This is a genomic window from Cellulomonas chitinilytica, from assembly GCF_016862675.1.
GTDB classification, from domain to species: Bacteria; Actinomycetota; Actinomycetes; order Actinomycetales; family Cellulomonadaceae; genus Cellulomonas; species Cellulomonas chitinilytica.
This window is the reverse complement of the sequence record NZ_BONK01000013.1, coordinates 153,248-173,417: the sequence shown is the minus strand read 5'-3', so window position 1 is coordinate 173,417 and position 20,170 is coordinate 153,248. Positions and strand designations below refer to the sequence as shown.

The window sequence follows — 20,170 nt, the reverse complement described above, 5'->3', positions numbered from 1 at the left end:
GGGTCGGCGTGCGGGTCGGCGTGCGGGTCGGCGTGCGGGTCGGCGTGCGGGTCGGCGTGCGGGTCGGCGTGCGGGTCGGCGTGCGGGTCGGCGTCGAGCCCCGGCACGCGCAGGACGACGGCGTGCGCCGCGCCGGCCGCGACCCGCGCGACCACGAACCTCTCCAGGGCGGGGACGACCGGGGAGGCGACGTGCACGCCGCGAACCTACCGCCCCCGCCGTCGATGCCCGCCGCTCGGCCTCGCGCGAACGCGGGCCCGCCACCCTCGTCGGCGGCGTCGGGCCGCCGGAAGGCGCTGGGACGGTTGCGGGACGGGTCTGGAGCAGGTGGCGTGCTCCAGGACTTCGGGGCGGCGGCGCAGCGAACCCCCGGCACGGGTGTCGCCTGCGGGGACCGCCGCGCAGGCCCCCCGACGCGACCCGGCCCGTGACCGCCCGTACCGTGGTGACGCAGGTCGACGCGGGCACGAGGGGGCGGCCGTGGACGTCGCGAACGATCGCCGGGCCGTGGCCGAGCGAGTCCCGGCACCGGCTCCCGGCTCGCTCCGGGGCGCGGGGCGGAGGGCGGCCGCGCGAGCGACCGGACCGTCCCCTGGACCGGCCTCCGGGGAGCCGTCGGAGCTGCTGCGGCTGCAGCGCCTGGTCGGCAACGCGTCGGTGAGCAGGCTCGTGAACGGTGCGACGCCCGTCGTCGTGCAACGCGTCGAGGCCTACGACAAGCCTGCCGTCGACACCCAGCTGAACGAGGTCATCACGATCGCCGGTCAGGCGTTCGACGCGTACGCCTCGACGAAGAAGAAGGACCCCGACAAGGCCGCGCTCGCGACCGACGTCCAGACGCGCCTGCGTGCGGTGGTCACGAAGTCCAAGGCGGCGTCGAAGTCGCGGATGACCGGCACGCTCGAGGGGTCGGGCCTCCTCGACGCGACGGGCGGAGGTGCCGGCCTGGAGATCCGGGCGGACAGCACCCTCGACGACTCGGCGGTCACCGTCGCGCACCCGGACGGCATCCGGATCACCTTCGGTGACACGGCGCTCACCTCCGCGACCCGGTTCCGGTCGGTGATCTTCCACGAGTTCGTGCACGTCCTGCAGAGCGCCGACCAGCCCGACGAGCTCCGCACGGAGGAGGGCGACATGTGGGTCCACAACCTCGAGACCGTCGAGGGTCCGGACCGCGAGCAGTACCTGAGCCTCGGGACCACCCCGTTCGACACGGCGAAGGTCAAGAGCCTCGACGACAAGATCACCGACCACCCGGGCTTCGCACTGAACGACGCGTTGCGCGAGATCCAGGCGTACTCGTACGAGCTGCGCTACGCGGCCCAGACGGGGATCACGGCGGGCGGCGCGAAGACCTACCGCGAGGAGACCGTCAGGAACCTCAACAGGTACGTCGACGCGGTGCAGAGCGCGCTCTACCAGCTGCGGACGGTCAGGGCCGACACGGTGACGGCGGACTACTGGACGGGCTACGTGGCGAAGGCGAAGGCGCTGGTCCTCACCGCCAAGAAGGCGTACCCGGACGTGTACACGCCGAAGTTCTGAGCGGGCGGCGTCACGCGCCCGACGACCCGAGGACCTCGAGCAGCACGGTCACGTGGCTGGCGTCGAGCGACCGGGTCGCGCTCAGCAGGGTGAGGTCCTCGTCCGTCGCGAGCGCTCGTAGCCCGTCGAGCGCGACGGCCGCCTCGGTCGACCCGAGCTCGACGAGGTAGCGCTGCCGGAACTCCTCGTACCCGTCGGGGTGCGCGTGGTACCACTGCCGCAGCTCGGTGCTCGGCGTGAGCTCCTTCGGCCATTCGTCGAGGTGGGCCTCCTCCTTGCGCAGGCCCCGCGGCCACAGCCGGTCGACGAGCACACGCCGGCCGTCGTCGGGTCCTGGCCGGTCGTAGACACGCGCCGCGCGGATCGACCCCATCGGCCGATCATGGCACCCCGGCTCAGACCCCGATCGTCAGCGACGCGGTGTACCCCGACGTGCTGTCCCCGCTCATGGTCGCGACCTGGTGGATGCCGCCGTCGTCCCCGAACACGTTGTCGCCCGCGAGGCTCACCCGGGCGAGGTTGTCCACGCTCCGCTCGTACCCGGTGGTCGCGTAGACGGCCTCGCACGCCTCCTTCGGCAGGGCGATCTGCGACGTCTTGACGATCGGGCCGGACGCGACGGCCGTGCCGAGGTCGCCGTACACCTCGAAGTGGACGTGCGGCCACCGGCCGGAGTAGCAGCCGGGGAACACCGACGTGAACGTGACGGTGCCCGTGCCGTCGACCTGCTGGACGCCGCGCAGGTAGTTCTCGTCCTGAAGGCCCTGCCCGTACAGCGAGTACCCACCGGCACGGTCGCAGTGCCACAGGTACACGGCGGCGCCCGGGACGACGTCCCCGGTGGACGCGTCCCGCACGGTGAGGGCGATCGTGAGGGGCACGCCGGGGGCGGTGGTCGTGGACGTGCCGAACGACGAGCGGATGTCGCGGCGGACGATGCCCGAGTCGTCGAGCACGTCCGGGCCGTTGGACCCGTCGCCCGGGTACGGTCCCCCGGTCTCGTCGGGGACCTCGGTGAGGCCGCCGTCGGCCGTGGACGCACCGGCGGTGCCGGTCGCCGTGGTGTCAGGCGTCGGGCCGACCGTGGGGGACGGCGAGCACGCCGCGAGCAGCCCCGCCGCGGTGAGGCCGCCGAACAGCCCGAGGACGTGACGGCGGTCGACGAGCGTGCGCACGTCGTACACGAGCCCGCGGTCCTCCTCGTCGATCTCGCGTCCGGCACGGTCGAGCCAGCGGCGGTCCGGGTGCGTGGTCATCGGCTCCTCCTCGGTGATGGCGGCAGGACCACCCTCTCGCCCGTCCCCCTGGCCGGCCCGTGCGTGACCTGGGTGCGGGCTGTGAGCGGGGACGCTGCCCTTTGAGCCGCACGCCAGCGGAGCCGGGCGCTCGCGTGCGGAGCGCCGAGCGTCAGACCGTCGCGCGCGACGCCGCCCGAGCCGCGAGGGTGTCGGTCACGGCGACGGACCACGGGGTCGCCGTCGTGCCGAGCACCTTCTGCGACGCCTCGGTGCTCATGACGAACGGGGCCGAGAAGTGGTCGCTGACGGCCGCGATCTCACGGATCAGCGGCGAGACGAGGCCCAGGGCGCGCAGCGCCGCCGGCGGCACGGGGCGCATCCGGGGTTCGGGCGCGCCTGCGGCCGCGGCGAACCGGCCGGCCAGCTCGCGGAACGTCAGGGGCTCGGCCGTCGGCACGTGCCATGCGCTCCCCCACGCCTCGGCGGTGGCGCCCGCCGCGACCATCGCGTGCGCGAAGTCCGGCAGGTACGTCCAGCTGTGCGGCTGGTCGACGGCGACGACCGTGCGCACGACCTTGCCCGCGAGCAGCGGGTCGAGGAACCGGGGGCCTGCGTGCGCCTGCGAGTCGGCGAGCGGACCCAGGTAGTCGCCGGCACGGACCTCGGTCGCGCGCAGCTCGCCGAGCCGGTGCCGGCGTTCGGCCTCGTGCCACACGGCGGCCCGGGCGGCTCCCTTGGACTCGGTGGCCCGCAGCGGCAGGTCCTCGGTCATGACCGCGCCGTGCGTCCCGTACCCGTAGAGGTTGCCGGCCGTGACGAGCACCGCACCGGTCGCGGCGGCGGCGTCGAGCGCGCCGGAGATGAGCGCCGGCCAGTCCGACACCCACCGGTGGTACGGCGGGTTCACGCAGTTGTAGATCACGTCCGCACCACGGGCGGCGCGCGCCAGGGCGGCACCGTCGGCGACGTCGACCGCCGCGTGCTCGACGTCGCTCCCCGCTGCGGGCCGGCCCGAGCGGCTCACGACGAGCACGGACTCTCCTCGCCCGGCGAGCACGTTCACGAGCGTCGAGCCGACCGCTCCCTTGCCGAGGACCACGTGTCGAGCCATGAGCCGATCTCCTGACGTCCGATTGTGAGCACTGCTCTCTGTTGTGAGCAATGCTCGCACCATGCACGGCCCTCGCGCAAGAGCGGTGATCCGACACGAGATCAGTGCTCTTGACTCGGCCGTCGCGCGAGGCACACTGGGCGCATGCCGTCCACCGAGGTGCCGTCCGTCCCCGCGACCGCACGCGAACGCGCCCGGGCCCAGGTCCTCGCCGAGCTCCTCGATGCCGCGCGGACCCGGCTCGAGACCGACGGGGCTGCCGACCTCTCGCTGCGCGCTGTGGCACGGGACCTCGGCGTCGCGTCCTCGGCGGTGTACCGCTACGTCGAGTCCCGCGACGCGCTCCTGACACTGCTCATCATCGAGACGTACGACGCCGTCGGCACCGTGGCCGAGACCGCCGCGGCCGACGCCCGCGCGCGCGGCGCCGACCCGGCACGGACCTGGCTCGAGGTCGCTCGCGCCGTCCGCACGTGGGCACTGGCCCAGCCCTACGCGTTCGAGCTGATCTACGGGACCCCCGTCCGCGGGTACCGGGCGCCCGACGACACCGTGCCGTCCGCGCTGCGGATGTGGGGCGTCATCGTCGGGGTGCTGCAGCAGGCCGACGCCGAGGGCACGCTCTCGCCCGCCGGCCCGGACTTCGACCCCCGCGGCCGGGTCACGCCGGAGGTGGTCGCGGCCGTCGGCGGCGCCCTCGGCCCCGTGCCCGACGACGCGCTCCGCACGGCCGCCCGCTCGGCCACCCTGTTCTGCTCGCTCCTCGGCGCCGTCTCGGCCGAGCTGTTCGGCCACCTGCACCGGTTCGCCGACGACTACGCGGCACTGTTCGACGTCACGATCGCGACGGCCGCCGCGGGCGTCGGGCTGCACGCGGACCTGACCGCGCCCTGAGGTCGCCGCACCACGTCGCCGCAGGTGTGACGGACACCCCAGTCCGTTCTGCCCTGCGGCGTCCCTAATGCGCGCGACTCGTGTCAGTGGTCGCGACTACGGTCGATCGTGCCGCGCAGCGATGACGCGCGGCCGTCGTGGGCATCGCCCGCACCCCGTGGTCGCCACGACCCGGAGGCACTCCGCACCGATCTCCTCAGGGGGCTCCGCCATGAAGCTGTCCATCACCCGTGCCGGTCTCGTCGTGACGCTCGCCGCGGCAGCCGCGCTGCTCGCGGGCTGCTCCGACTCCGGCTCCGGTGACGACTCGTCGCCCGCCGAGACGACCGCCGACGCGCAGGTCACCACCGACTCGGGCTCCGTCGAGGTCATCGACCAGACGCACCTGCTGCTCGGCACCGCGCAGGAGACCCTCGAGGCCCGCGGGCTCAAGGTCGAGGCCACCGACGCGACGGGCCAGGGCCGCACGGTCGACGACCCGACCGCCTGGGTCGTCGTGTCGCAGGACCCGACCTCGGGCACGGTCGACGCCGGCAGCACGGTCGTGCTCACGGTCCGCAAGACGGACGACCCGGCCTCCTGACCGAGCACGGGCCGGCCGGGCCACGCGGCCCGGCCGGTCCGTGATGGGATGCGGGGCGTGACGACGACGTTCCTGCAGCCCCACGACCGCGTCCTGCTCACCGGCGACTCCGTGACGGACTGGGGGCGCGACCGCGACGACCCCACCAGCCTCGGGCACGGCTACGCGGCGATCGTCGCCGCCCTCGCGGGCGCCAGACGCCCCGATCTCGACCTGACGTTCCTCAACCGCGGCGTCGGCGGCGACACCTCCGCGATGCTGCGGGCCCGCTGGGAGCGCGACGCCCTCGCCCTCGCGCCCACCGTCGTCTCGGTCCTCATCGGCATCAACGACACGTGGCGGCGGTACGACGCGGGGAGCCCGACGGCGACCGACGCCTACGAGGACCACCTGCGCGCGATCCTCGACGCCACCCGCGACCGGCTCGGCGCCCGCCTGGTCCTCGTCGAGCCGTTCCTCGTGCCCGTCGACGCCGCGCAGCACGCCTGGCGCGAGGACCTCGACCCGCGCATCGGCGTGGTCCGCCGCCTCGCCGCCGAGCACGCCGCCGAGCACCGCGCGGTGCTCGTGCCGGCCGACGGCCTGTTCGCCGCGGCCGCCGTCCGCACCGGGCCCGCGCACTGGGTGTCCGACGGCGTCCACCCCACCCCGGCCGGGTTCGGGCTGCTCGCCGAGGCCTGGCTGGACGCCGTGGGGATCCCGGGCCGCTGACCGTCCTGCCTCTGCGACCAGCGCAGACACCCACGGCTGTCCACCAGACGGGGAACCTTTGCGTCACCCGCCACGTTGACGCTACGGTCAGGCCCGACTGCGGTCGTGATTCCGTGCGACCCCTCTGCGGCACCGGGCAGCCCCCGGCCGCGGCACTGAAGGAGAGCGATGAGCGTGCAGGCCAGCACCCCCGCCTCCGCCTCGCACGCCCACGCGGTGCGTGCCTGTTGTCGCTGTCTGTAGAGCGCTGGCTGCTCCTCGACGTGAGGATGCCCTGACCGGGGTGCGCCCCGTGCGCCAGCGCTCGCCCCGCGGCTCCACCACCGCCTGACGTCGTTCGTCCGCGACGCGCGGTGCCCCCGTCCCAGCAGGACCACGTCCCCCACCTCGCCGTCGGGACCACCGGCGGCTCGACCGAAGAGGAACCATGGCACGCATCTACGACGACGCGACGGCGCTGATCGGCAACACCCCGCTCGTCCGCATCAACAAGATCACCGACGGCGCCCCCGCCACCGTGGTCGGCAAGCTCGAGTTCTACAACCCGGCCAACTCCGTCAAGGACCGCATCGGCGTCGCGATCATCGACGCGGCCGAGGAGTCCGGCGAGCTGAAGCCGGGCGGCACCATCGTCGAGGCGACGTCCGGCAACACGGGCATCGCGCTCGCGTTCGTCGGTGCAGCGCGCGGCTACAAGGTCGTCCTGACGATGCCCGAGACGATGTCGAAGGAGCGGCGCGCCCTGCTGCGCGCGTTCGGCGCCGAGCTCATCCTGACGCCGGGTTCCGAGGGCATGAAGGGTGCGGTCAACAAGGCCGACGAGATCGTCGCCGAGCGTGAGGGCGCCATCCTCGCCCGCCAGTTCGCCAACGAGGCCAACCCGGCGATCCACCGCCGCACCACGGCCGAGGAGATCTGGGCGGACACCGACGGCGAGATCGACATCCTCGTCGCGGGCATCGGCACGGGCGGCACCATCACGGGCGTCGGCCAGGTGCTCAAGGAGCGCAAGCCCGGTGTGCAGATCGTCGGCGTGGAGCCGGCCGAGTCGCCGATCCTCAACGGCGGCGCCCCCGGCCCGCACAAGATCCAGGGCATCGGCGCGAACTTCGTGCCGGAGATCCTCGACACGACGGTCTACGACGAGATCATCGACGTGGACGCCGAGACCGCCGTGGCCGTCGCCCGCCGCGCCGCCGCCGAGGAGGGGCTGCTCGTCGGTATCTCGTCGGGTGCCGCCCTGCACGCCGCGACGCTGCTGGCCAACCGCCCGGAGAACGCCGGCAAGCTGATCGTCGCGATCATCCCGTCGTTCGGCGAGCGCTACCTGTCGACCGTGCTCTACGCCGACCTGCTCGACTGACCTACCCGAGCAACCCAGGGGCCTGCATCCACATGTCTGAACCGCTGCACTTCCTCGCCGTCCTCCGGGAGGACCTCGAGGCTGCCCGGCACCGCGACCCCGCGGCCCGCAGCATGCTCGAGGTCGGCCTGGCGTACCCGGGCGTGCACGCGGTGTGGGTGTACCGGCTGGCGCACCGCATGTGGCGGGTGCCGTCCCTGCGGCTGCCCGCGCGACTGGTCTCCCAGCTCGCGCGGGCAGCCACCGGCATCGAGATCCACCCGGGCGCCCGGTTGGGCCGCCGGCTGTTCATCGACCACGGCATGGGCGTGGTCATCGGCGAGACGGCCGAGGTCGGCGACGACGTGGTGCTGTTCCACGGGTCGACGCTCGGCGGCAAGACGATGCGGCACGGCAAGCGGCACCCCACGCTCGGCGACAACGTGGTCGTCGGGGCGGGCGCGAAGATCCTCGGTCCGGTGTGGATCGGGTCGGGTGCGCAGGTCGGGGCGAACGCCGTGGTGATCCACGACGTGCCCGCGGGCGCGATCGCCGTGGGTGTGCCTGCGCAGATCCGGCTCCGGCCGGCCAAGGCGGCGTTCGACGTCGAGATCGACGACCCCGCCATCTACATCTGACGGCCGGCCGTCTCCGAGGACACGAATTTGTTCTAGTTGTCACCGAACAACTAGGCTGAGCGGGTGCTCCTCCGCATCGACCCCACCTCCGCCGAGCCGCTGTTCGCGCAGCTGGCCGCCCAGGTGCGGACCTCCGTGGCCCGCGGCGACCTCACCCCGGGCACGCGCCTGCCGGCCGCCCGGGACCTGGCCGCCGCGCTCGACATCAACCTCCACACCGTCCTGCGCGCCTACCAGGAGCTGCGGGACGAGGGGCTCATCGAGCTGCGTCGCGGGCGCGGCGCGGTGGTGAGCGAGCACGCCGCCCTCGACTACGCACCCCTGCGCGCCGCCCTGACCGAGGTCGTGCGCGCGTCACGCTCGCTCGGGCTCGCCCCCGAGACCACGACCGCCCTGCTCAAGGACGCCCTCAGCGAGGAGACGACCCGATGACGACGACCACGCCCACGGTCCCCCACCGCCTCGCGAGCACGCTGGTCGCGCTCGTCGTCCCGCTGGTGCTCACGGCAGCGACGGTCGTCGTCGCCCTGTCCTGGCGCGACGACCTGCCGGACCCCGTCGCGACGCACTGGGGCCCCGACGGCCCGGACGGCTCCGGCTCCCTGGTCGCGTTCGTCTGGTCCTCGGCGCTCGCCGCGGTCCTGCTCGCGGCGGGCGGCTGGGCCCTCGCGTTCTTCGCCGGCCGCGCCGCGACGACCCGACGCCTGGGCACCGGCTTCTCGCTCGGCTTCGCGGGCTTCCTCAGCACCCTCGTGCTCGGCACGCTGGCCCTCCAGCGCGGCGTGGCCGACTGGACGGCCGCCCCACCCGTCGACGGCGTCGTGCTGCTCACCCTGCTCGCGGGCCTCGTGCTCGGCGCGCTCGGAGCGGCGCTGACACCCGGCGACGCGCCCCACCCCACGTCGACCCCGGTGCCCGTCGACGCCGCCCGGCTCCCGCTCGCACCCGACGAGCGCGCCGGATGGGTGCAGCACATCCGCAGCCGCGGCGTGCTCGTCGTCGCCGGGGTCGTCCTCGTCCCCGTGCTGCTCGTCGCCGTGCTCGTCCGCACCCCCGCGGTCGTCGTGCCCGCCGTGCTCGTCTTGGCCCTGCTCGTCGCGTCGATGGCGTCGTTCACCGTGAGCGTCGACGCCCGGGGCCTGTCCGTGCGGTCAGGGCTCGGCTGGCCGCGGCAGCACGTGCCGCTCGACGAGGTGGTCCGCGCGGAGGTCGTGCCCGTGCGGCCGTTCCCCGAGTTCGGCGGCTGGGGCTACCGCGTCGGCCGCGGTGGGCGCGTCGGCATCGTCCTGCGCACCGGCGAGGGGCTCCTCGTCGAGCGGACCGGCGGACGCTCGCTCGTCGTCACCGTCGACGACGCCGCGACGGCCGCGGCACTGCTGAACACCCTCGCCGACCGCGCCCGGGTAGCCTGACGCGCGCGTCGACGACGACGCCGGACGACGAGGAGAACCGATGCGGCTGGGCTATCACACCGGGTACTGGTCGGCGGGTCCCCCGCCGGGCGCGCAGGAGGCGGTGCTCGCCGCCGAGCAGCTCGGCTTCGACTCCGTCTGGACGGCCGAGGCGTACGGCTCCGACGCGCTGACCCCGCTCGCCTGGTGGGGGGCCCGGACCTCGCGGATCCGGCTCGGCACCGCCATCGCACAGCTCTCCGCGCGAACCCCGACCGCCGCCGCGATGGCCGCGATCACGCTCGACCACCTCTCGGGCGGCCGGTTCGTGCTCGGCCTCGGCGCCTCGGGTCCGCAGGTCGTCGAGGGCTGGTACGGCCAGCCGTACCCCCGCCCGCTCGCCCGGACGCGCGAGTACGTCTCGATCGTGCGGCAGGTGCTCGCCCGGGAGGCGCCGGTGACGTTCGACGGCGCGTTCTACAAGCTCCCGCTGCCCGCCGACCAGGGATCCGGGCTCGGCAAGGCGCTGCGCTCGACGGTGCACCCGCTGCGCGCCGACATCCCGATCCACCTGGCCGCTGAGGGCCCCCGCAACACCGTGATGACCGCCGAGATCGGCGACGGCTGGCTGCCGCTGTTCTACTCGCCGCGGATGGACGACGAGTACCGGGCGCTGCTCGCCGAGGGGTTCGCGCTGCGCGCACCCGAGCGCCGGCCCGTCGAGGAGTTCGAGGTCACCGCCACGGTCCCCGTCGTGCTCGGCGACGACATCGAGTCCGCGGCCGACGTCGTGCGCCCGTTCGTCGCCCTGTACGCCGGCGGCATGGGCGCCAAGGGGGCCAACTTCCACCGGGCCGTGCTCGACCGGCTCGGCTACACCGAGGCGTGCGACGAGATCCAGGCGCACTACCTCGGCGGCGACCGGGCGCGGGCGATCGCCGCGGTGCCCCTCGAGCTCGTCCGGGACATCGCGCTGGTCGGCACGGCGGACGACATCCGCGCGCAGCTGCCGGCGTGGCGGTCGACCGCGATCACCACGATGCTCGTCCAGGCCGACCCCCGGACCCTGCCTGCGGTCGCGCAGGTGCTCACCCCCTGACCGTGGACGACGAGTACGTCGAGGCGGTCCTCGACCTCGTCGAGGCGATCCCGCCCGGCCGGGCCATGACCTACGGACTCATCGCGGAGGTGCTCGCCGACCGCGCCGTCCGGGCCGGTCGGACGCCTCGCGGCGGCCCCCGGCAGGTCGGCCAGGTGATGGGCCGGGCGGGGTCGGGGGTGCCGTGGTGGCGTGTCGTCAACGCCGCCGGCAGCCCGCCCGCCCGGCACGCCTCGCGCGCGGTCGCCCTCCTGGTGGCGGACGGGACGCCGATGGTCACGGACGGCACCCGGGTCGCGCTGCGGCGCGCGATCTGGTTCCCCGACGACTGAGCGCGGCCGTCGTCCGCGGGCGGGTTCAGTCCCGGCAGACGAGGACGAGCGCGCGGTCGTCGTCGTCCGCCGCCGCGACCCCGGCGAGCACGGCCGCCGCTCCCCCGCGCCGCGGTCCGAGCACCCGGTCGGCCGCCCCCATGAGCCGGTCGAGGCCGCGGTCCAGGTCGGTGCCGGGTGCGTCGACGAGCCCGTCCGTGTAGAGCAGCAGCACGTCCCCGTGGTCCAGGTGCCCCTCCTGGGGGGAGCACTCGATGCCCGGGACGACACCCAGCGCCGGGCTGCCGACGGTGTTCACCACGTCGATCCGGCCCGCCCCCGCATGCAGGTGGAGGGGCGGCGGGTGGCCGGCGGACGCGACCCAGTACGCGCCCGAGTCGAGGTCCACCGCGACGTGCACGGCCGTCGCGAACCCCTCGGCCCACTGCTGGTCCAGCAGGTAGTCGTTGGCGGCGGGGAGGAACCCCTCACGCGGCATCGCGCCGAGCAGACCGCCGAACGCCCCGGAGAGCTGCAGCGACCGGACGCCCGCCCCCTGCCCCTTGCCGGACACGTCGACGAGCGCGATCTCGAGCAGCGACGACGCCCGCAGCACCGCCACCATGAAGTCGCCCGAGAACGCGTCCGCGTGCGCGGAGCGGATCTCGCTGTCCACCCGCCACCCGTCCGGCAACGGCGGCACCCGGCCGTGCGCGGAGAGCCTGTCCCGCAGGTCGACGAGCATGCGGTCCCCCGGCGCCCCCTGCAGCCCGATCTGGTGCCGGCGCCAGCCGAACGTCAGCGTCACCACGACCGAGATGACGATCACGACGACGACACCGGGGATCATGCTCGGCGCCCCGGTGGCCCACAACCACGCGGTGAGGACCAGGATCAGGACGCCCAGCACCACGAGCATCCGCTGACGCAGGAAGAAGACGGCCACCACCTGCAGGAGCAGGAACGTGGACGGCGGCACCCAGTCCGGCTCGAGCCGCACACCCACGCTGATGGCGACGGCGCTCAGCAGGAGCACCAGGCTGGCCACGAGGTGGAGCCGCGCACGGCGGTGCACGGCACGCCGGGCGCGACCGAGGAGGCTGCGCCGCGCCCGCCTCCCGTGCGTGCTCATCACCCGAGCGTATCCGCAGGTCGCGGGCGTCCGACCGGCCGCGACGCGCCGATAAAGGCTCTCTCCGCGGACGGGCCTGGGCCACGATGGAGCCCATGACCCCACTCCCTGACGGGTACCGCGTCGTCGAGGTGCCCGAGACCCGCAAGCAGGAGTTCCTCGAGGTCGATCGCCTCGCCTTCGCGTTCGACTCCACACCCGAGACCGACGCCCTCGTGCCGCTCACCCTCCCGTGGGACCGGACCGTCGCGGTCGAGCGGCCCGACGGGACGTTCGCGTCGGTGCACGCGTCGTTCCCGTTCCGGCTCCCCGTCCCCGGCGCTACGGTCGACTGCTCGGGGCTGACCTGGGTCGGTGCCCGGCCCGACCAGCGGCGTCGAGGCCTCCTGCACACGATGATCGACACGCACTTCGCCCGGTCGCTCGGCCGCGGGGAGCCCGTCTCGGCGCTGTTCGCGGCGGAGCACGCGATCTACGGGCGCTTCGGGTACGGGTCTGCCTCGGACAACGTGCGGGTGTCGGTCGGCCGCGGTGCCGCGCTGCGACCCGTGCCCGGCAGCGACGAGCTGTCGGTGCGGTTCGCGACCGTCGACCGCGACGCGCACACCGCGCTCGTCGACGGTCTGCACCGCGCCGCGGGGCAGGGCCGGCCGGGCTGGATCACACGCGACACGGACGAGCTGCGGATCCGCGCCATGGTCGACCCCCCGGCCTGGCGCAACGGCGGCGAGCCCCTACGCATCGTGACCGTGCACACCGCCGACGGCGAGCCGCGCGCCTACGCGATGCTGCGCCGCAAGGAGAAGTGGGAGCACGCCGGCCCGCGGCACACCGTCGAGATCCGCGAGGCGGTCGCCGTCGACGCCGCCGCCACGCACCGCCTGTGGTCGTTCCTGCTGGACCTCGACCTCACGGCCAGCGTCGAGGGGCCGATGCTCCCGGTCGACGACGCGCTGCTGCACCTGCTCGTCGACCCCCGCGCGGTCGTCCCGAAGGTCACGGACAACCTGTGGGTGCGGGTGCTCGACCTCCCCGCGGCGCTCGCGGGCCGTCGGTACGCCGCCCCGGTCGACGTCGTGCTCGACGTGACGGACGCCCGCCTGCCCGCGAACGCCGGCCGCTGGCGGCTGCGCACGGGCGACGCCGAGGCCGGCTCGTGGGCGGCGACCGTCGAGCGCACGCAGGACGACGCGGACCTCGAGCTGGACGTGCGCGAGCTCGGCGCCGCCTACCTCGGGGGCCGGTCGCTCGAGGCCCAGCGGCGCGCCGGGCTGGTCACCGAGCGCCGTCCCGGTGCCGCCCTCGCCGCCGCGGCCGCGTTCGGCTGGCCGGTCGCACCGGTGTGCAGCTGGGTGTTCTGAGCGTCGCCCCGCACGAGGCGGGGACGGCGGAGGGCGGGCGACGCCGGCCCTCCGCCGTGCCCGGTCAGGCGCGCTGCTCGTACGCCGTCAGCAGGTCGATGCGGCGCTGGTGCCGGGGGTCGCCGCTGAACGGCTCGGCGACGAACGCGTCGACCAGCTCGAGCGCGTCGTCGACGGAGTGCTGGCGCGCCCCGATCGCGACGACGTTCGCGTCGTTGTGCTGACGGCCCAGGCGGGCCGTGTCGAGGTTCCAGGCCAGCGCCGCGCGGACGCCGGGCACCTTGTTCGCGGCGATCTGCTCGCCGTTGCCGGACCCGCCGATGACGACGCCGAGCGACCCCGGCTCGGCCACCACGGCCTCACCCGCGTCGAAGCAGAACGGCGGGTAGTCGTCCTGCGCGTCGTACGTGTGCGCGCCGTGGTCCACGACGTCGTGGCCCTCGGATCGCAGGTGCTCGACGAGCGCGACCTTGAGCTCGTATCCGGCGTGGTCGGAGGCGACGTGGATGCGCATGGGCTCATCCTGCCGCAGCGTCGGGCGTGCCGCGGCCGGCGCCCACGCAGCGGCCGCGGGGCCCCGCGAGCGCCGCGCGTCCGTAGGCTGTGCGCATGACGCGCAGTGGCATCGACCTGACGGCCCTCGACCCCGACGTCCGCCCCGCGGACGACCTCTTCGCCCACGTGAACGGACGGTGGCTCGCCAGCCACGAGATCCCCGCGGACCGGGCCATGGACGGCGCGTTCCGCGCGCTGCATGACCAGGCGGAGGAGCAGGTCCGCGACATCATCGTGGAAGCCGCCGCCGCTGCGGCCTCGCGGGCGGGCGACGGTCCCGCGGACGACGACGTCGAGGCGAAGGTCGGCGCCGTCTACGCCTCGTTCATGGACACCGACACCGTCGAGGCGGCCGGCGTCGCACCGCTGCGCGCGGACCTCGCGCTCGTCGAGGCCGCGACGTCGGCCGCGGACCTGACCGGTGCTCTCGGTGCCCTGCAGCGCACCGGGGCGGGCGGCGCGGTGGGGTTCTGGGTCGACAACGACGCGAAGGACCCCGACCGGTACGTCGTGTACCTCTACCAGGGCGGCCTCGGGCTGCCGGACGAGTCGTACTACCGCGACGAGCAGTACGCGTCGGTCCTCGCCGCGTTCCGCCCGCACGTCGCCCGCATGCTCCTGCTGGCCCGGGCCGCGACGGACGAGGCGCACGCCGACGAGCTCGCCGGCCGGGTCGTCGGGCTGGAGACGAAGCTCGCCGGTCACCACTGGGACGTCGTGAAGGACCGCGACGCCGACCTGACCTACAACCCGACGACGCTCGCGGACCTCGCCGGGCGCGCACCGGGCTTCGACTGGCACGCCTGGGCGCTCGCGCTGGGTGCGCCGGCCGGGTCCCTCGACCAGGTCGTCGTCCGCGAGCCGTCCTTCGCCGAGGGCTTCGCCGCTCTCTGGCAGAGCGAGCCGCTGGAGGACTGGAAGGCGTGGCTGACGTACCACGTCGTCACCGACCGCGCCCCCTACCTGTCGCAGGACGTCGTCGAGGCCAACTTCGACTTCTACGGCCGCACCCTCACCGGCGCCCAGGCGCTGCGCGACCGCTGGAAGCGTGGCGTCGCCCTCGTCCAGGGCGTGCTCGGCGAGGCCGTCGGCAAGGTCTACGTCGAGAAGCACTTCCCCGCCTCCCACAAGGAGCGGATGGACGAGCTCGTCACGAACCTCGTCGAGGCGTACCGCGAGTCGATCACGGGGCTCGAGTGGATGGGTGAGGAGACGCGCGCGAAGGCGCTCGCGAAGCTCGACGCGTTCACGCCGAAGATCGGCTACCCGGCCAAGTGGCGGGACTACTCGTCGCTCGTCGTCTCGGCGGACGACCTGCTGGGCAACGTGCGGCGCGCGTCGGCCTTCGAGCAGGACCGCGAGCTGCACAAGATCGGCAGGCCGATCGACCGCGACGAGTGGTTCATGACGCCGCAGACGGTCAACGCCTACTACAACCCGGGCATGAACGAGATCGTCTTCCCCGCGGCCATCCTGCAGCCCCCGTTCTTCGACGCGGACGCGGACGACGCCGTGAACTACGGCGGCATCGGTGCCGTGATCGGCCACGAGATCGGGCACGGGTTCGACGACCAGGGCTCCAAGTACGACGGCGACGGCCGGCTCGAGGACTGGTGGACGGCGGACGACCGCGCCGAGTTCGAGAAGCGGACCAAGGCCCTCATCGACCAGTACGGCGAGTTCTCGCCGGCGCAGCTCGGCGGGTCGCACAAGGTCAACGGCGCGCTGACGATCGGCGAGAACATCGGCGACCTCGGCGGCCTGTCGATCGCGCTCAAGGCCTACCGGATCGCGCTCGGCACGTCGCTCGACGAGGCGCCCGTCGTCGACGGGCTCACCGGCGTGCAGCGCGTGCTGCTCGGCTGGGGCCAGGTCTGGCAGGCGAAGGGCCGCGACGAGGAGGTCGTCCGCCGGATCGCGACCGACCCGCACTCCCCCAACGAGTTCCGCTGCAACGGCGTGGTGCGCAACATCGACGAGTTCTACGAGGCGTTCGACGTGCAGCCGGGCGACGCGCTGTACCTCGACCCGGCGGAGCGCGTCCGCATCTGGTGAGGTCCGGCCCGGCGCGCCCGTCAGGGTGCGCCGGGCCGTGCTCGCCGGGTCAGGGCAGCTCGGTCCAGCTCGCCCGGGCGAGCCGGAACCCGACGCCCGCGCCATTCGTGCACGTCACGCCGTCGGTCGCGCTCGTGCAGGTGTAGTCGCCGGCCGTCGCCGACGAGCCGTACTCGAGCGTCGCGACGTCGTCGCCGGCGACCTGCGGCGTCGGTCCCGTCTCGCACGTGAACGCGGCCCCGTCGGCGTCGAGCACGAGCACGTGACCGGTCGTCCCGGTGCACCCGGCGACGACCGGCTGGGCGTAGGAGTACGACGCGATGGTGCACGTCACGCCTTCGTCGGCCATCGCGCACGCGATGTTGCCGCTCGGGAGGCGGAAGGACGCCGGACCCGTGGTCGCGCCCGCCGTCGCGGCAGGCGCGCTGGACGTGGGCGACGCCGAGACCTGGGCGTCGCCACCGTCGCCCGAGGACCCGCCCGCGACGTACAGCACGAGCAGCACGAGGAAGGTCAGCACCAGGACGACGTCGGCCACGACCATGGCGCGGATGGTGCGCGTCTCGGTCATGTCGCTCCCGCGGTCGTGGACGCCGACAGGATCACACGGGGCGAACCGGACGTTCCAGTCGAGCGTCCAGCATCGTGGGTGCGGCTGCTCAGAACTGGGGACCCGCCGTCCGGGAGCGCTTGAGCTCGTAGAAGCCCGGCACGCTCGTGACCAGCGCGAGGCCGTCGAACAGCCGTCCGGCGTCGTCGCCCTTCGGGGCGGGCGTGATGACGGGACCGAAGAACCCGACGCCGTCGATCGCGACGACGGGCGTGCCGACGTCGTCGCCGACGAGCGCCATCGCCTCGGCGTGGGACTCGCGCAGGAGCGCGTCGACCTCGTCGGTGGCACCGACCGCGGCGAGCTCGGCGGGCAGGCCGACCTCGGCCAGCGACTCCGCGATGATCTGGGCGGTGTCCTTGCGGCCGCCCGGGTGGCGGCGGGTGCCGATCGCGTCGTAGAGCGGCTTGACGACCTGGTCGCCGTGGTCGCGGGCGGCCGCGACGATGGTGCGGACCGCGGCCCAGGAGTCGTCCATGAGCGCGCGGTAGTGCTCCGGGAGGTCACGCTTCTCGTTGAGCACCGACAGGCTCATGACGTGCCACCGCACGTCCACGTCCCGCACGCGGCCCACCTCGTCCATCCACCGGGAGGTCATCCACGCCCAGGGGCAGGCCGGGTCGAACCAGAAGTCGACGACGGGTCGTGCGGCAGGCGTGACGGTCACGAGAGTCCTCCTCGGGGTGGCAGGCAGATGAGCCGTGGCGAGTCTGCCCGTTCGAGGGCGTTCCGCGCACATCGGTCGTCGAGCCGTCCACAGCCCAGACGCCGTCGGTTCGCCGCACGGCCGCCGATAACCACGGCGGGCAGGCGTGGGCCGCGTGGGATGATCGAGCCCGGCCACGAGCCACCACCATCTCGTCCGAGGAGAACCCGCGTGCCCGCTGAGAACCTGACCCGTGCGGAGGCGCGCGAGCGCGCCTCGGTCGTGACGACGCAGTCGTACGACGTGACGCTGGACCTGACCGCGAGCCCCACCACGTTCGGGTCGCGCACGGTCCTCCGGTTCGGCGCGACGCCCGGTGCGAGCACGTTCGTCGACCTCATCGCGCCCACGGTCCACGAGGTCACGCTCAACGGCCGCGCCCTCGACGTCGCGGACGTGTTCGCCGACTCCCGCATCCGGCTCGACGACCTGGCCGCGCAGAACGAGCTCGTGGTCGTCGCGGACGCCGCCTACATGAACACCGGCGAGGGCCTGCACCGGTTCGTCGACCCGGTCGACGACGAGGTCTACCTGTACTCGCAGTTCGAGGTCGCGGACTCCCGCCGCGTGTTCGCCGTGTTCGAGCAGCCCGACCTGAAGGCGACCTTCACGTTCACCGTCACCGCGCCGGCGCACTGGAAGGTCGTGTCGAACTACCCGCAGGTCGGCGAGGCGGCCCCGGTCGAGGACGGCGTGAACCGCAACGGCGGCGTCGACAAGGGCACGGCCACCTGGACGTTCGAGACGACGCCGCGCATCGCGCCGTACATCACCGCGATCATCGCGGGCCCGTACCACGAGGAGCGCGGCGAGCTCACGAGCAGCGACGGCCGCACCATCCCGCTCGGCGTGTACTGCCGCGAGTCCCTCGCGGAGCACCTCGACACGGACAACATCCTCGACATCACGCGGGCAGGCTTCGCCTTCTACGAGGAGAAGTTCGACTTCCCGTACCCGTTCGCGAAGTACGACCAGCTCTTCGTGCCCGAGTTCAACGCGGGCGCCATGGAGAACGCGGGCGCCGTGACGTTCCTCGAGTCGTACGTGTTCCGGTCCAAGGTCCCCGAGGCGACCGTCGAACGGCGTGCGGTGACGATCCTGCACGAGCTCGCGCACATGTGGTTCGGCGACCTGGTGACGATGCGCTGGTGGGACGACCTGTGGCTCAACGAGTCCTTCGCGGAGTACGCGTCGACGCTCGCCACCGCCGAGGCGACCCGCTGGACGAGCGCGTGGACCACGTTCTCCTCGCTCGAGAAGAGCTGGGCGTACCGCCAGGACCAGCTGCCGTCCACGCACCCGATCGTCGCCGACATGCGCGACCTGGAGGACGTCGAGGTCAACTTCGACGGCATCACGTACGCCAAGGGCGCGAGCGTGCTCAAGCAGCTCGTCGCCTGGGTCGGCCAGGACGAGTTCTTCGCGGGGGTGCGCGCCTACTTCGCGAAGCACGCGTGGGGCAACACCGAGCTGCGCGACCTGCTCTCCGAGCTCGAGACCACGAGCGGTCGCGACCTGTCCGCCTGGTCCGGGCTGTGGCTCGAGAAGGCCGGCGTGACGCTCCTGCGCCCCGCGATCGAGGTCGACGAGAACGACGTCATCACCTCGTTCGACGTGCTCCAGGAGGTGCCCGGCGAGCACCCCGTGCAGCGCCCGCACCGCCTCGCCATCGGCGGCTACGACCTCGACGCCACCACCGGGCGCCTCGTCCGCACCGCGCACGTCGAGCTCGACGTCGACGGCGCGCGCACCCCGGTGCCCGCACTCGTGGGCCGGCCTCGGCCCGCGCTCGTGCTGGTCAACGACGACGACCTGGCGTACGCGAAGATCCGGCTGGACGACCGCTCGCTGGCGACCGCGATCGAGCACCTGTCGGCGTTCGAGGACTCGCTGCCGCGCACCCTCGTGTGGACCGCGGCCTGGGACGCGACCCGCGACGGCGAGACGCCGGCCCGCGACTTCGTCGACCTCGTCCTGCGGAACGTCGCGCACGAGTCCGACTCGTCCGTGGTGCTCGTGCTCCTCCGCCAGCTCTCCACGGCGCTCGACCTGTACGTCGCGCCCGAGCACCGGGAGGCGACCGAGGTCGCCGCGGCGGACCGGCTGCTGGAGCTCGCCCGCGCGGCCGCGGCCGGGTCGGACACGCAGCTGCAGCTCGTGAAGGCGTTCGCCGGCCGGGCGTCGACGCCCGCCCAGCTGGACGCCGTCGTCGCGCTGCTCGACGGCAAGGACTCGCTCGACGGACTGCCGATCGACACCGACCTGCGCTGGGAGCTGCTCACGTCGCTCGTCACGGGCGGGCGCGCCGGTGAGCTCGACATCGCCGCGCAGCTCTCGGTCGACGCGACCGCCACGGGCCAGCGTGCCGCCGCGGCCGCGCGGGCGGCGCTCCCGACGCCCGAGGCGAAGACCACCGCGTGGGCCGCCGTCGTGGACGGGGACGACCTCCCGAACGCGCTCCAGGCAGCCACGATCGCCGGCTTCGGCCGCGTGCACGACCGAGGTCTGCTCGTGCCGTTCGTCGAGCCGTACTTCGCGGCGCTCGAGCAGGTCTGGTCCGACCGGACGAACGAGATGGCGCAGAACATCGTCGTCGGCCTGTACCCGACCGACCTCGCGGACGACGACCGGGTCGACGTGCTCGGCGCGACCGACGCGTGGCTCGAGGCCCACCCCGACGCCGCACCCGCGCTGCGCCGGCTCGTCGGCGAGTCGCGCGACGGTGTCCGTCGCGCGCTGGCCGCCCAGGAGGCCGACCGACGCCGGCCGTGACGGTCGGCATCGTCGCAGGTCACGCGCCGCTCGCGTCCCCCGCTCAGCAGGCTCACAGGGACGGATTGGGCAGGCCGGTGTGGTGTGGGGCACCATGATTCGTCGCCGTCCCC

General features: G+C 73.8%; 21 protein-coding genes. 13 read left to right on the top strand and 8 right to left on the bottom strand.

The genetic code is table 11. The features are described 5' to 3' along the window. On the bottom strand, positions 1-197 hold a 197-nt coding region (locus tag Cch01nite_RS18070), incomplete at its 3' end, for a hypothetical protein (protein WP_203757877.1). Between the two features lie 310 nt (positions 198-507). On the opposite strand from Cch01nite_RS18070, the gene Cch01nite_RS18065 reads away from it, so the two are divergent. Then, complete coding sequence (locus Cch01nite_RS18065) at positions 508-1,548, top strand: hypothetical protein (protein WP_203757876.1); 1,041 nt, start codon at positions 508-510, stop codon at positions 1,546-1,548. A gap of 10 nt (positions 1,549-1,558) precedes the next feature. Here the strand turns inward: Cch01nite_RS18065 and Cch01nite_RS18060 are convergent, their stop codons facing one another. The 3 genes from Cch01nite_RS18060 to Cch01nite_RS18050 all read right to left on the bottom strand — a co-directional run bounded on the left by Cch01nite_RS18060 (position 1,559) and on the right by Cch01nite_RS18050 (position 3,897). Further along, positions 1,559-1,921 carry a DUF488 domain-containing protein gene (locus Cch01nite_RS18060; protein ID WP_203757875.1) on the bottom strand — a complete coding sequence of 121 codons (363 nt, stop codon included), beginning with the start codon at positions 1,919-1,921 and terminating at the stop codon, positions 1,559-1,561. Between the two features lie 22 nt (positions 1,922-1,943). Continuing rightward, on the bottom strand, positions 1,944-2,804 hold the full coding sequence (locus tag Cch01nite_RS18055; protein ID WP_203757874.1) for a dioxygenase family protein: 861 nt from the start codon (positions 2,802-2,804) through the stop codon (positions 1,944-1,946). 151 nt (positions 2,805-2,955) lie between these two features. Next, positions 2,956-3,897, bottom strand: a complete 942-nt coding sequence (locus tag Cch01nite_RS18050; RefSeq protein WP_203757873.1) for an NAD-dependent epimerase/dehydratase family protein — start codon at positions 3,895-3,897, stop codon at positions 2,956-2,958. A 144-nt stretch (positions 3,898-4,041) separates the two neighbouring features. Between Cch01nite_RS18050 and Cch01nite_RS18045 the strand changes: the two genes are divergently transcribed. From Cch01nite_RS18045 to Cch01nite_RS18005, 9 genes are all read left to right on the top strand, one after another. Further along, the gene (locus Cch01nite_RS18045; protein WP_203757872.1) at positions 4,042-4,791 is read left to right on the top strand and encodes a TetR/AcrR family transcriptional regulator; all 750 of its coding nucleotides are present in this window, start codon (positions 4,042-4,044) and stop codon (positions 4,789-4,791) included. 211 nt (positions 4,792-5,002) lie between these two features. Continuing rightward, positions 5,003-5,374: a PASTA domain-containing protein gene (locus Cch01nite_RS18040; RefSeq protein WP_203757871.1), complete on the top strand. Its 372-nt coding sequence runs from the start codon at positions 5,003-5,005 to the stop codon at positions 5,372-5,374. Between the two features lie 57 nt (positions 5,375-5,431). Then, positions 5,432-6,085, top strand: a complete 654-nt coding sequence (locus Cch01nite_RS18035; RefSeq protein ID WP_239070946.1) for a GDSL-type esterase/lipase family protein — start codon at positions 5,432-5,434, stop codon at positions 6,083-6,085. Between the two features lie 427 nt (positions 6,086-6,512). Next, a complete protein-coding gene (gene cysK / locus Cch01nite_RS18030) occupies positions 6,513-7,448 on the top strand; it encodes a cysteine synthase A (protein ID WP_203757869.1) in 936 nt (311 codons plus the stop codon). A 32-nt stretch (positions 7,449-7,480) separates the two neighbouring features. Further along, complete coding sequence (epsC, locus tag Cch01nite_RS18025) at positions 7,481-8,065, top strand: serine O-acetyltransferase EpsC (RefSeq protein WP_203757868.1); 585 nt, start codon at positions 7,481-7,483, stop codon at positions 8,063-8,065. Positions 8,066-8,128: 63 nt separating this feature from the next. After that, positions 8,129-8,497: a GntR family transcriptional regulator gene (locus Cch01nite_RS18020; protein WP_203757867.1), complete on the top strand. Its 369-nt coding sequence runs from the start codon at positions 8,129-8,131 to the stop codon at positions 8,495-8,497. Further along, positions 8,494-9,477: a DUF1648 domain-containing protein gene (locus tag Cch01nite_RS18015; RefSeq protein WP_203757866.1), complete on the top strand. Its 984-nt coding sequence runs from the start codon at positions 8,494-8,496 to the stop codon at positions 9,475-9,477. The genes Cch01nite_RS18020 and Cch01nite_RS18015 overlap by 4 nt, the downstream gene beginning before the upstream one ends. 40 nt (positions 9,478-9,517) lie before the next feature. Beyond that, on the top strand, positions 9,518-10,555 hold the full coding sequence (locus Cch01nite_RS18010; RefSeq protein WP_203757865.1) for an LLM class F420-dependent oxidoreductase: 1,038 nt from the start codon (positions 9,518-9,520) through the stop codon (positions 10,553-10,555). 2 nt (positions 10,556-10,557) lie between these two features. Beyond that, the gene (locus tag Cch01nite_RS18005; RefSeq protein WP_203757864.1) at positions 10,558-10,887 is read left to right on the top strand and encodes an MGMT family protein; all 330 of its coding nucleotides are present in this window, start codon (positions 10,558-10,560) and stop codon (positions 10,885-10,887) included. 25 nt (positions 10,888-10,912) lie between these two features. Here the strand turns inward: Cch01nite_RS18005 and Cch01nite_RS18000 are convergent, their stop codons facing one another. Next, entirely contained in the window at positions 10,913-11,998 is a 1,086-nt protein-coding gene (locus tag Cch01nite_RS18000) for a PP2C family protein-serine/threonine phosphatase (protein ID WP_203757863.1), read from the bottom strand. Positions 11,999-12,093: 95 nt separating this feature from the next. On the opposite strand from Cch01nite_RS18000, the gene Cch01nite_RS17995 reads away from it, so the two are divergent. Next, positions 12,094-13,359 carry a GNAT family N-acetyltransferase gene (locus tag Cch01nite_RS17995; protein ID WP_203757862.1) on the top strand — a complete coding sequence of 422 codons (1,266 nt, stop codon included), beginning with the start codon at positions 12,094-12,096 and terminating at the stop codon, positions 13,357-13,359. A gap of 64 nt (positions 13,360-13,423) precedes the next feature. Here Cch01nite_RS17995 and Cch01nite_RS17990 read toward each other — a convergent pair whose 3' ends face one another. Then, positions 13,424-13,873, bottom strand: a complete 450-nt coding sequence (locus tag Cch01nite_RS17990) for a ribose-5-phosphate isomerase (RefSeq protein ID WP_203757861.1) — start codon at positions 13,871-13,873, stop codon at positions 13,424-13,426. Positions 13,874-13,968: 95 nt separating this feature from the next. Here Cch01nite_RS17990 and Cch01nite_RS17985 point away from each other — a divergent pair, with 95 nt between their 5' ends. Beyond that, positions 13,969-15,969: a M13 family metallopeptidase gene (locus tag Cch01nite_RS17985; RefSeq protein ID WP_203757860.1), complete on the top strand. Its 2,001-nt coding sequence runs from the start codon at positions 13,969-13,971 to the stop codon at positions 15,967-15,969. Between the two features lie 49 nt (positions 15,970-16,018). Here Cch01nite_RS17985 and Cch01nite_RS17980 read toward each other — a convergent pair whose 3' ends face one another. Together Cch01nite_RS17980 and Cch01nite_RS17975 are read right to left on the bottom strand one after the other, a co-directional pair. Then, entirely contained in the window at positions 16,019-16,540 is a 522-nt protein-coding gene (locus Cch01nite_RS17980) for a hypothetical protein (protein WP_203757859.1), read from the bottom strand. Positions 16,541-16,628: 88 nt separating this feature from the next. Further along, on the bottom strand, positions 16,629-17,246 hold the full coding sequence (locus Cch01nite_RS17975; protein WP_275407231.1) for a mycothiol-dependent nitroreductase Rv2466c family protein: 618 nt from the start codon (positions 17,244-17,246) through the stop codon (positions 16,629-16,631). A 210-nt stretch (positions 17,247-17,456) separates the two neighbouring features. On the opposite strand from Cch01nite_RS17975, the gene pepN reads away from it, so the two are divergent. Beyond that, complete coding sequence (gene pepN / locus Cch01nite_RS17970) at positions 17,457-20,057, top strand: aminopeptidase N (protein ID WP_203757857.1); 2,601 nt, start codon at positions 17,457-17,459, stop codon at positions 20,055-20,057. Positions 20,058-20,170 lie beyond the last annotated feature (113 nt).

Coding starts and splice junctions, on each gene's coding strand:
- cysK (WP_203757869.1), top strand. CDS start 6,513: ATGGCACGCATCTACGACGACGCGACGGCGCTGATCGGCAACACCCCG.
- Cch01nite_RS17995 (WP_203757862.1), top strand. CDS start 12,094: ATGACCCCACTCCCTGACGGGTACCGCGTCGTCGAGGTGCCCGAGACC.
- epsC (WP_203757868.1), top strand. CDS start 7,481: ATGTCTGAACCGCTGCACTTCCTCGCCGTCCTCCGGGAGGACCTCGAG.
- Cch01nite_RS18045 (WP_203757872.1), top strand. CDS start 4,042: ATGCCGTCCACCGAGGTGCCGTCCGTCCCCGCGACCGCACGCGAACGC.
- Cch01nite_RS18055 (WP_203757874.1), bottom strand. CDS start 2,804: ATGACCACGCACCCGGACCGCCGCTGGCTCGACCGTGCCGGACGCGAG.
- Cch01nite_RS17980 (WP_203757859.1), bottom strand. CDS start 16,540: ATGACCGAGACGCGCACCATCCGCGCCATGGTCGTGGCCGACGTCGTC.
- Cch01nite_RS18000 (WP_203757863.1), bottom strand. CDS start 11,998: ATGAGCACGCACGGGAGGCGGGCGCGGCGCAGCCTCCTCGGTCGCGCC.
- Cch01nite_RS18040 (WP_203757871.1), top strand. CDS start 5,003: ATGAAGCTGTCCATCACCCGTGCCGGTCTCGTCGTGACGCTCGCCGCG.
- Cch01nite_RS17985 (WP_203757860.1), top strand. CDS start 13,969: ATGACGCGCAGTGGCATCGACCTGACGGCCCTCGACCCCGACGTCCGC.
- Cch01nite_RS18060 (WP_203757875.1), bottom strand. CDS start 1,921: ATGGGGTCGATCCGCGCGGCGCGTGTCTACGACCGGCCAGGACCCGAC.
- Cch01nite_RS18010 (WP_203757865.1), top strand. CDS start 9,518: ATGCGGCTGGGCTATCACACCGGGTACTGGTCGGCGGGTCCCCCGCCG.
- Cch01nite_RS18015 (WP_203757866.1), top strand. CDS start 8,494: ATGACGACGACCACGCCCACGGTCCCCCACCGCCTCGCGAGCACGCTG.
- Cch01nite_RS17990 (WP_203757861.1), bottom strand. CDS start 13,873: ATGCGCATCCACGTCGCCTCCGACCACGCCGGATACGAGCTCAAGGTC.
- Cch01nite_RS18050 (WP_203757873.1), bottom strand. CDS start 3,897: ATGGCTCGACACGTGGTCCTCGGCAAGGGAGCGGTCGGCTCGACGCTC.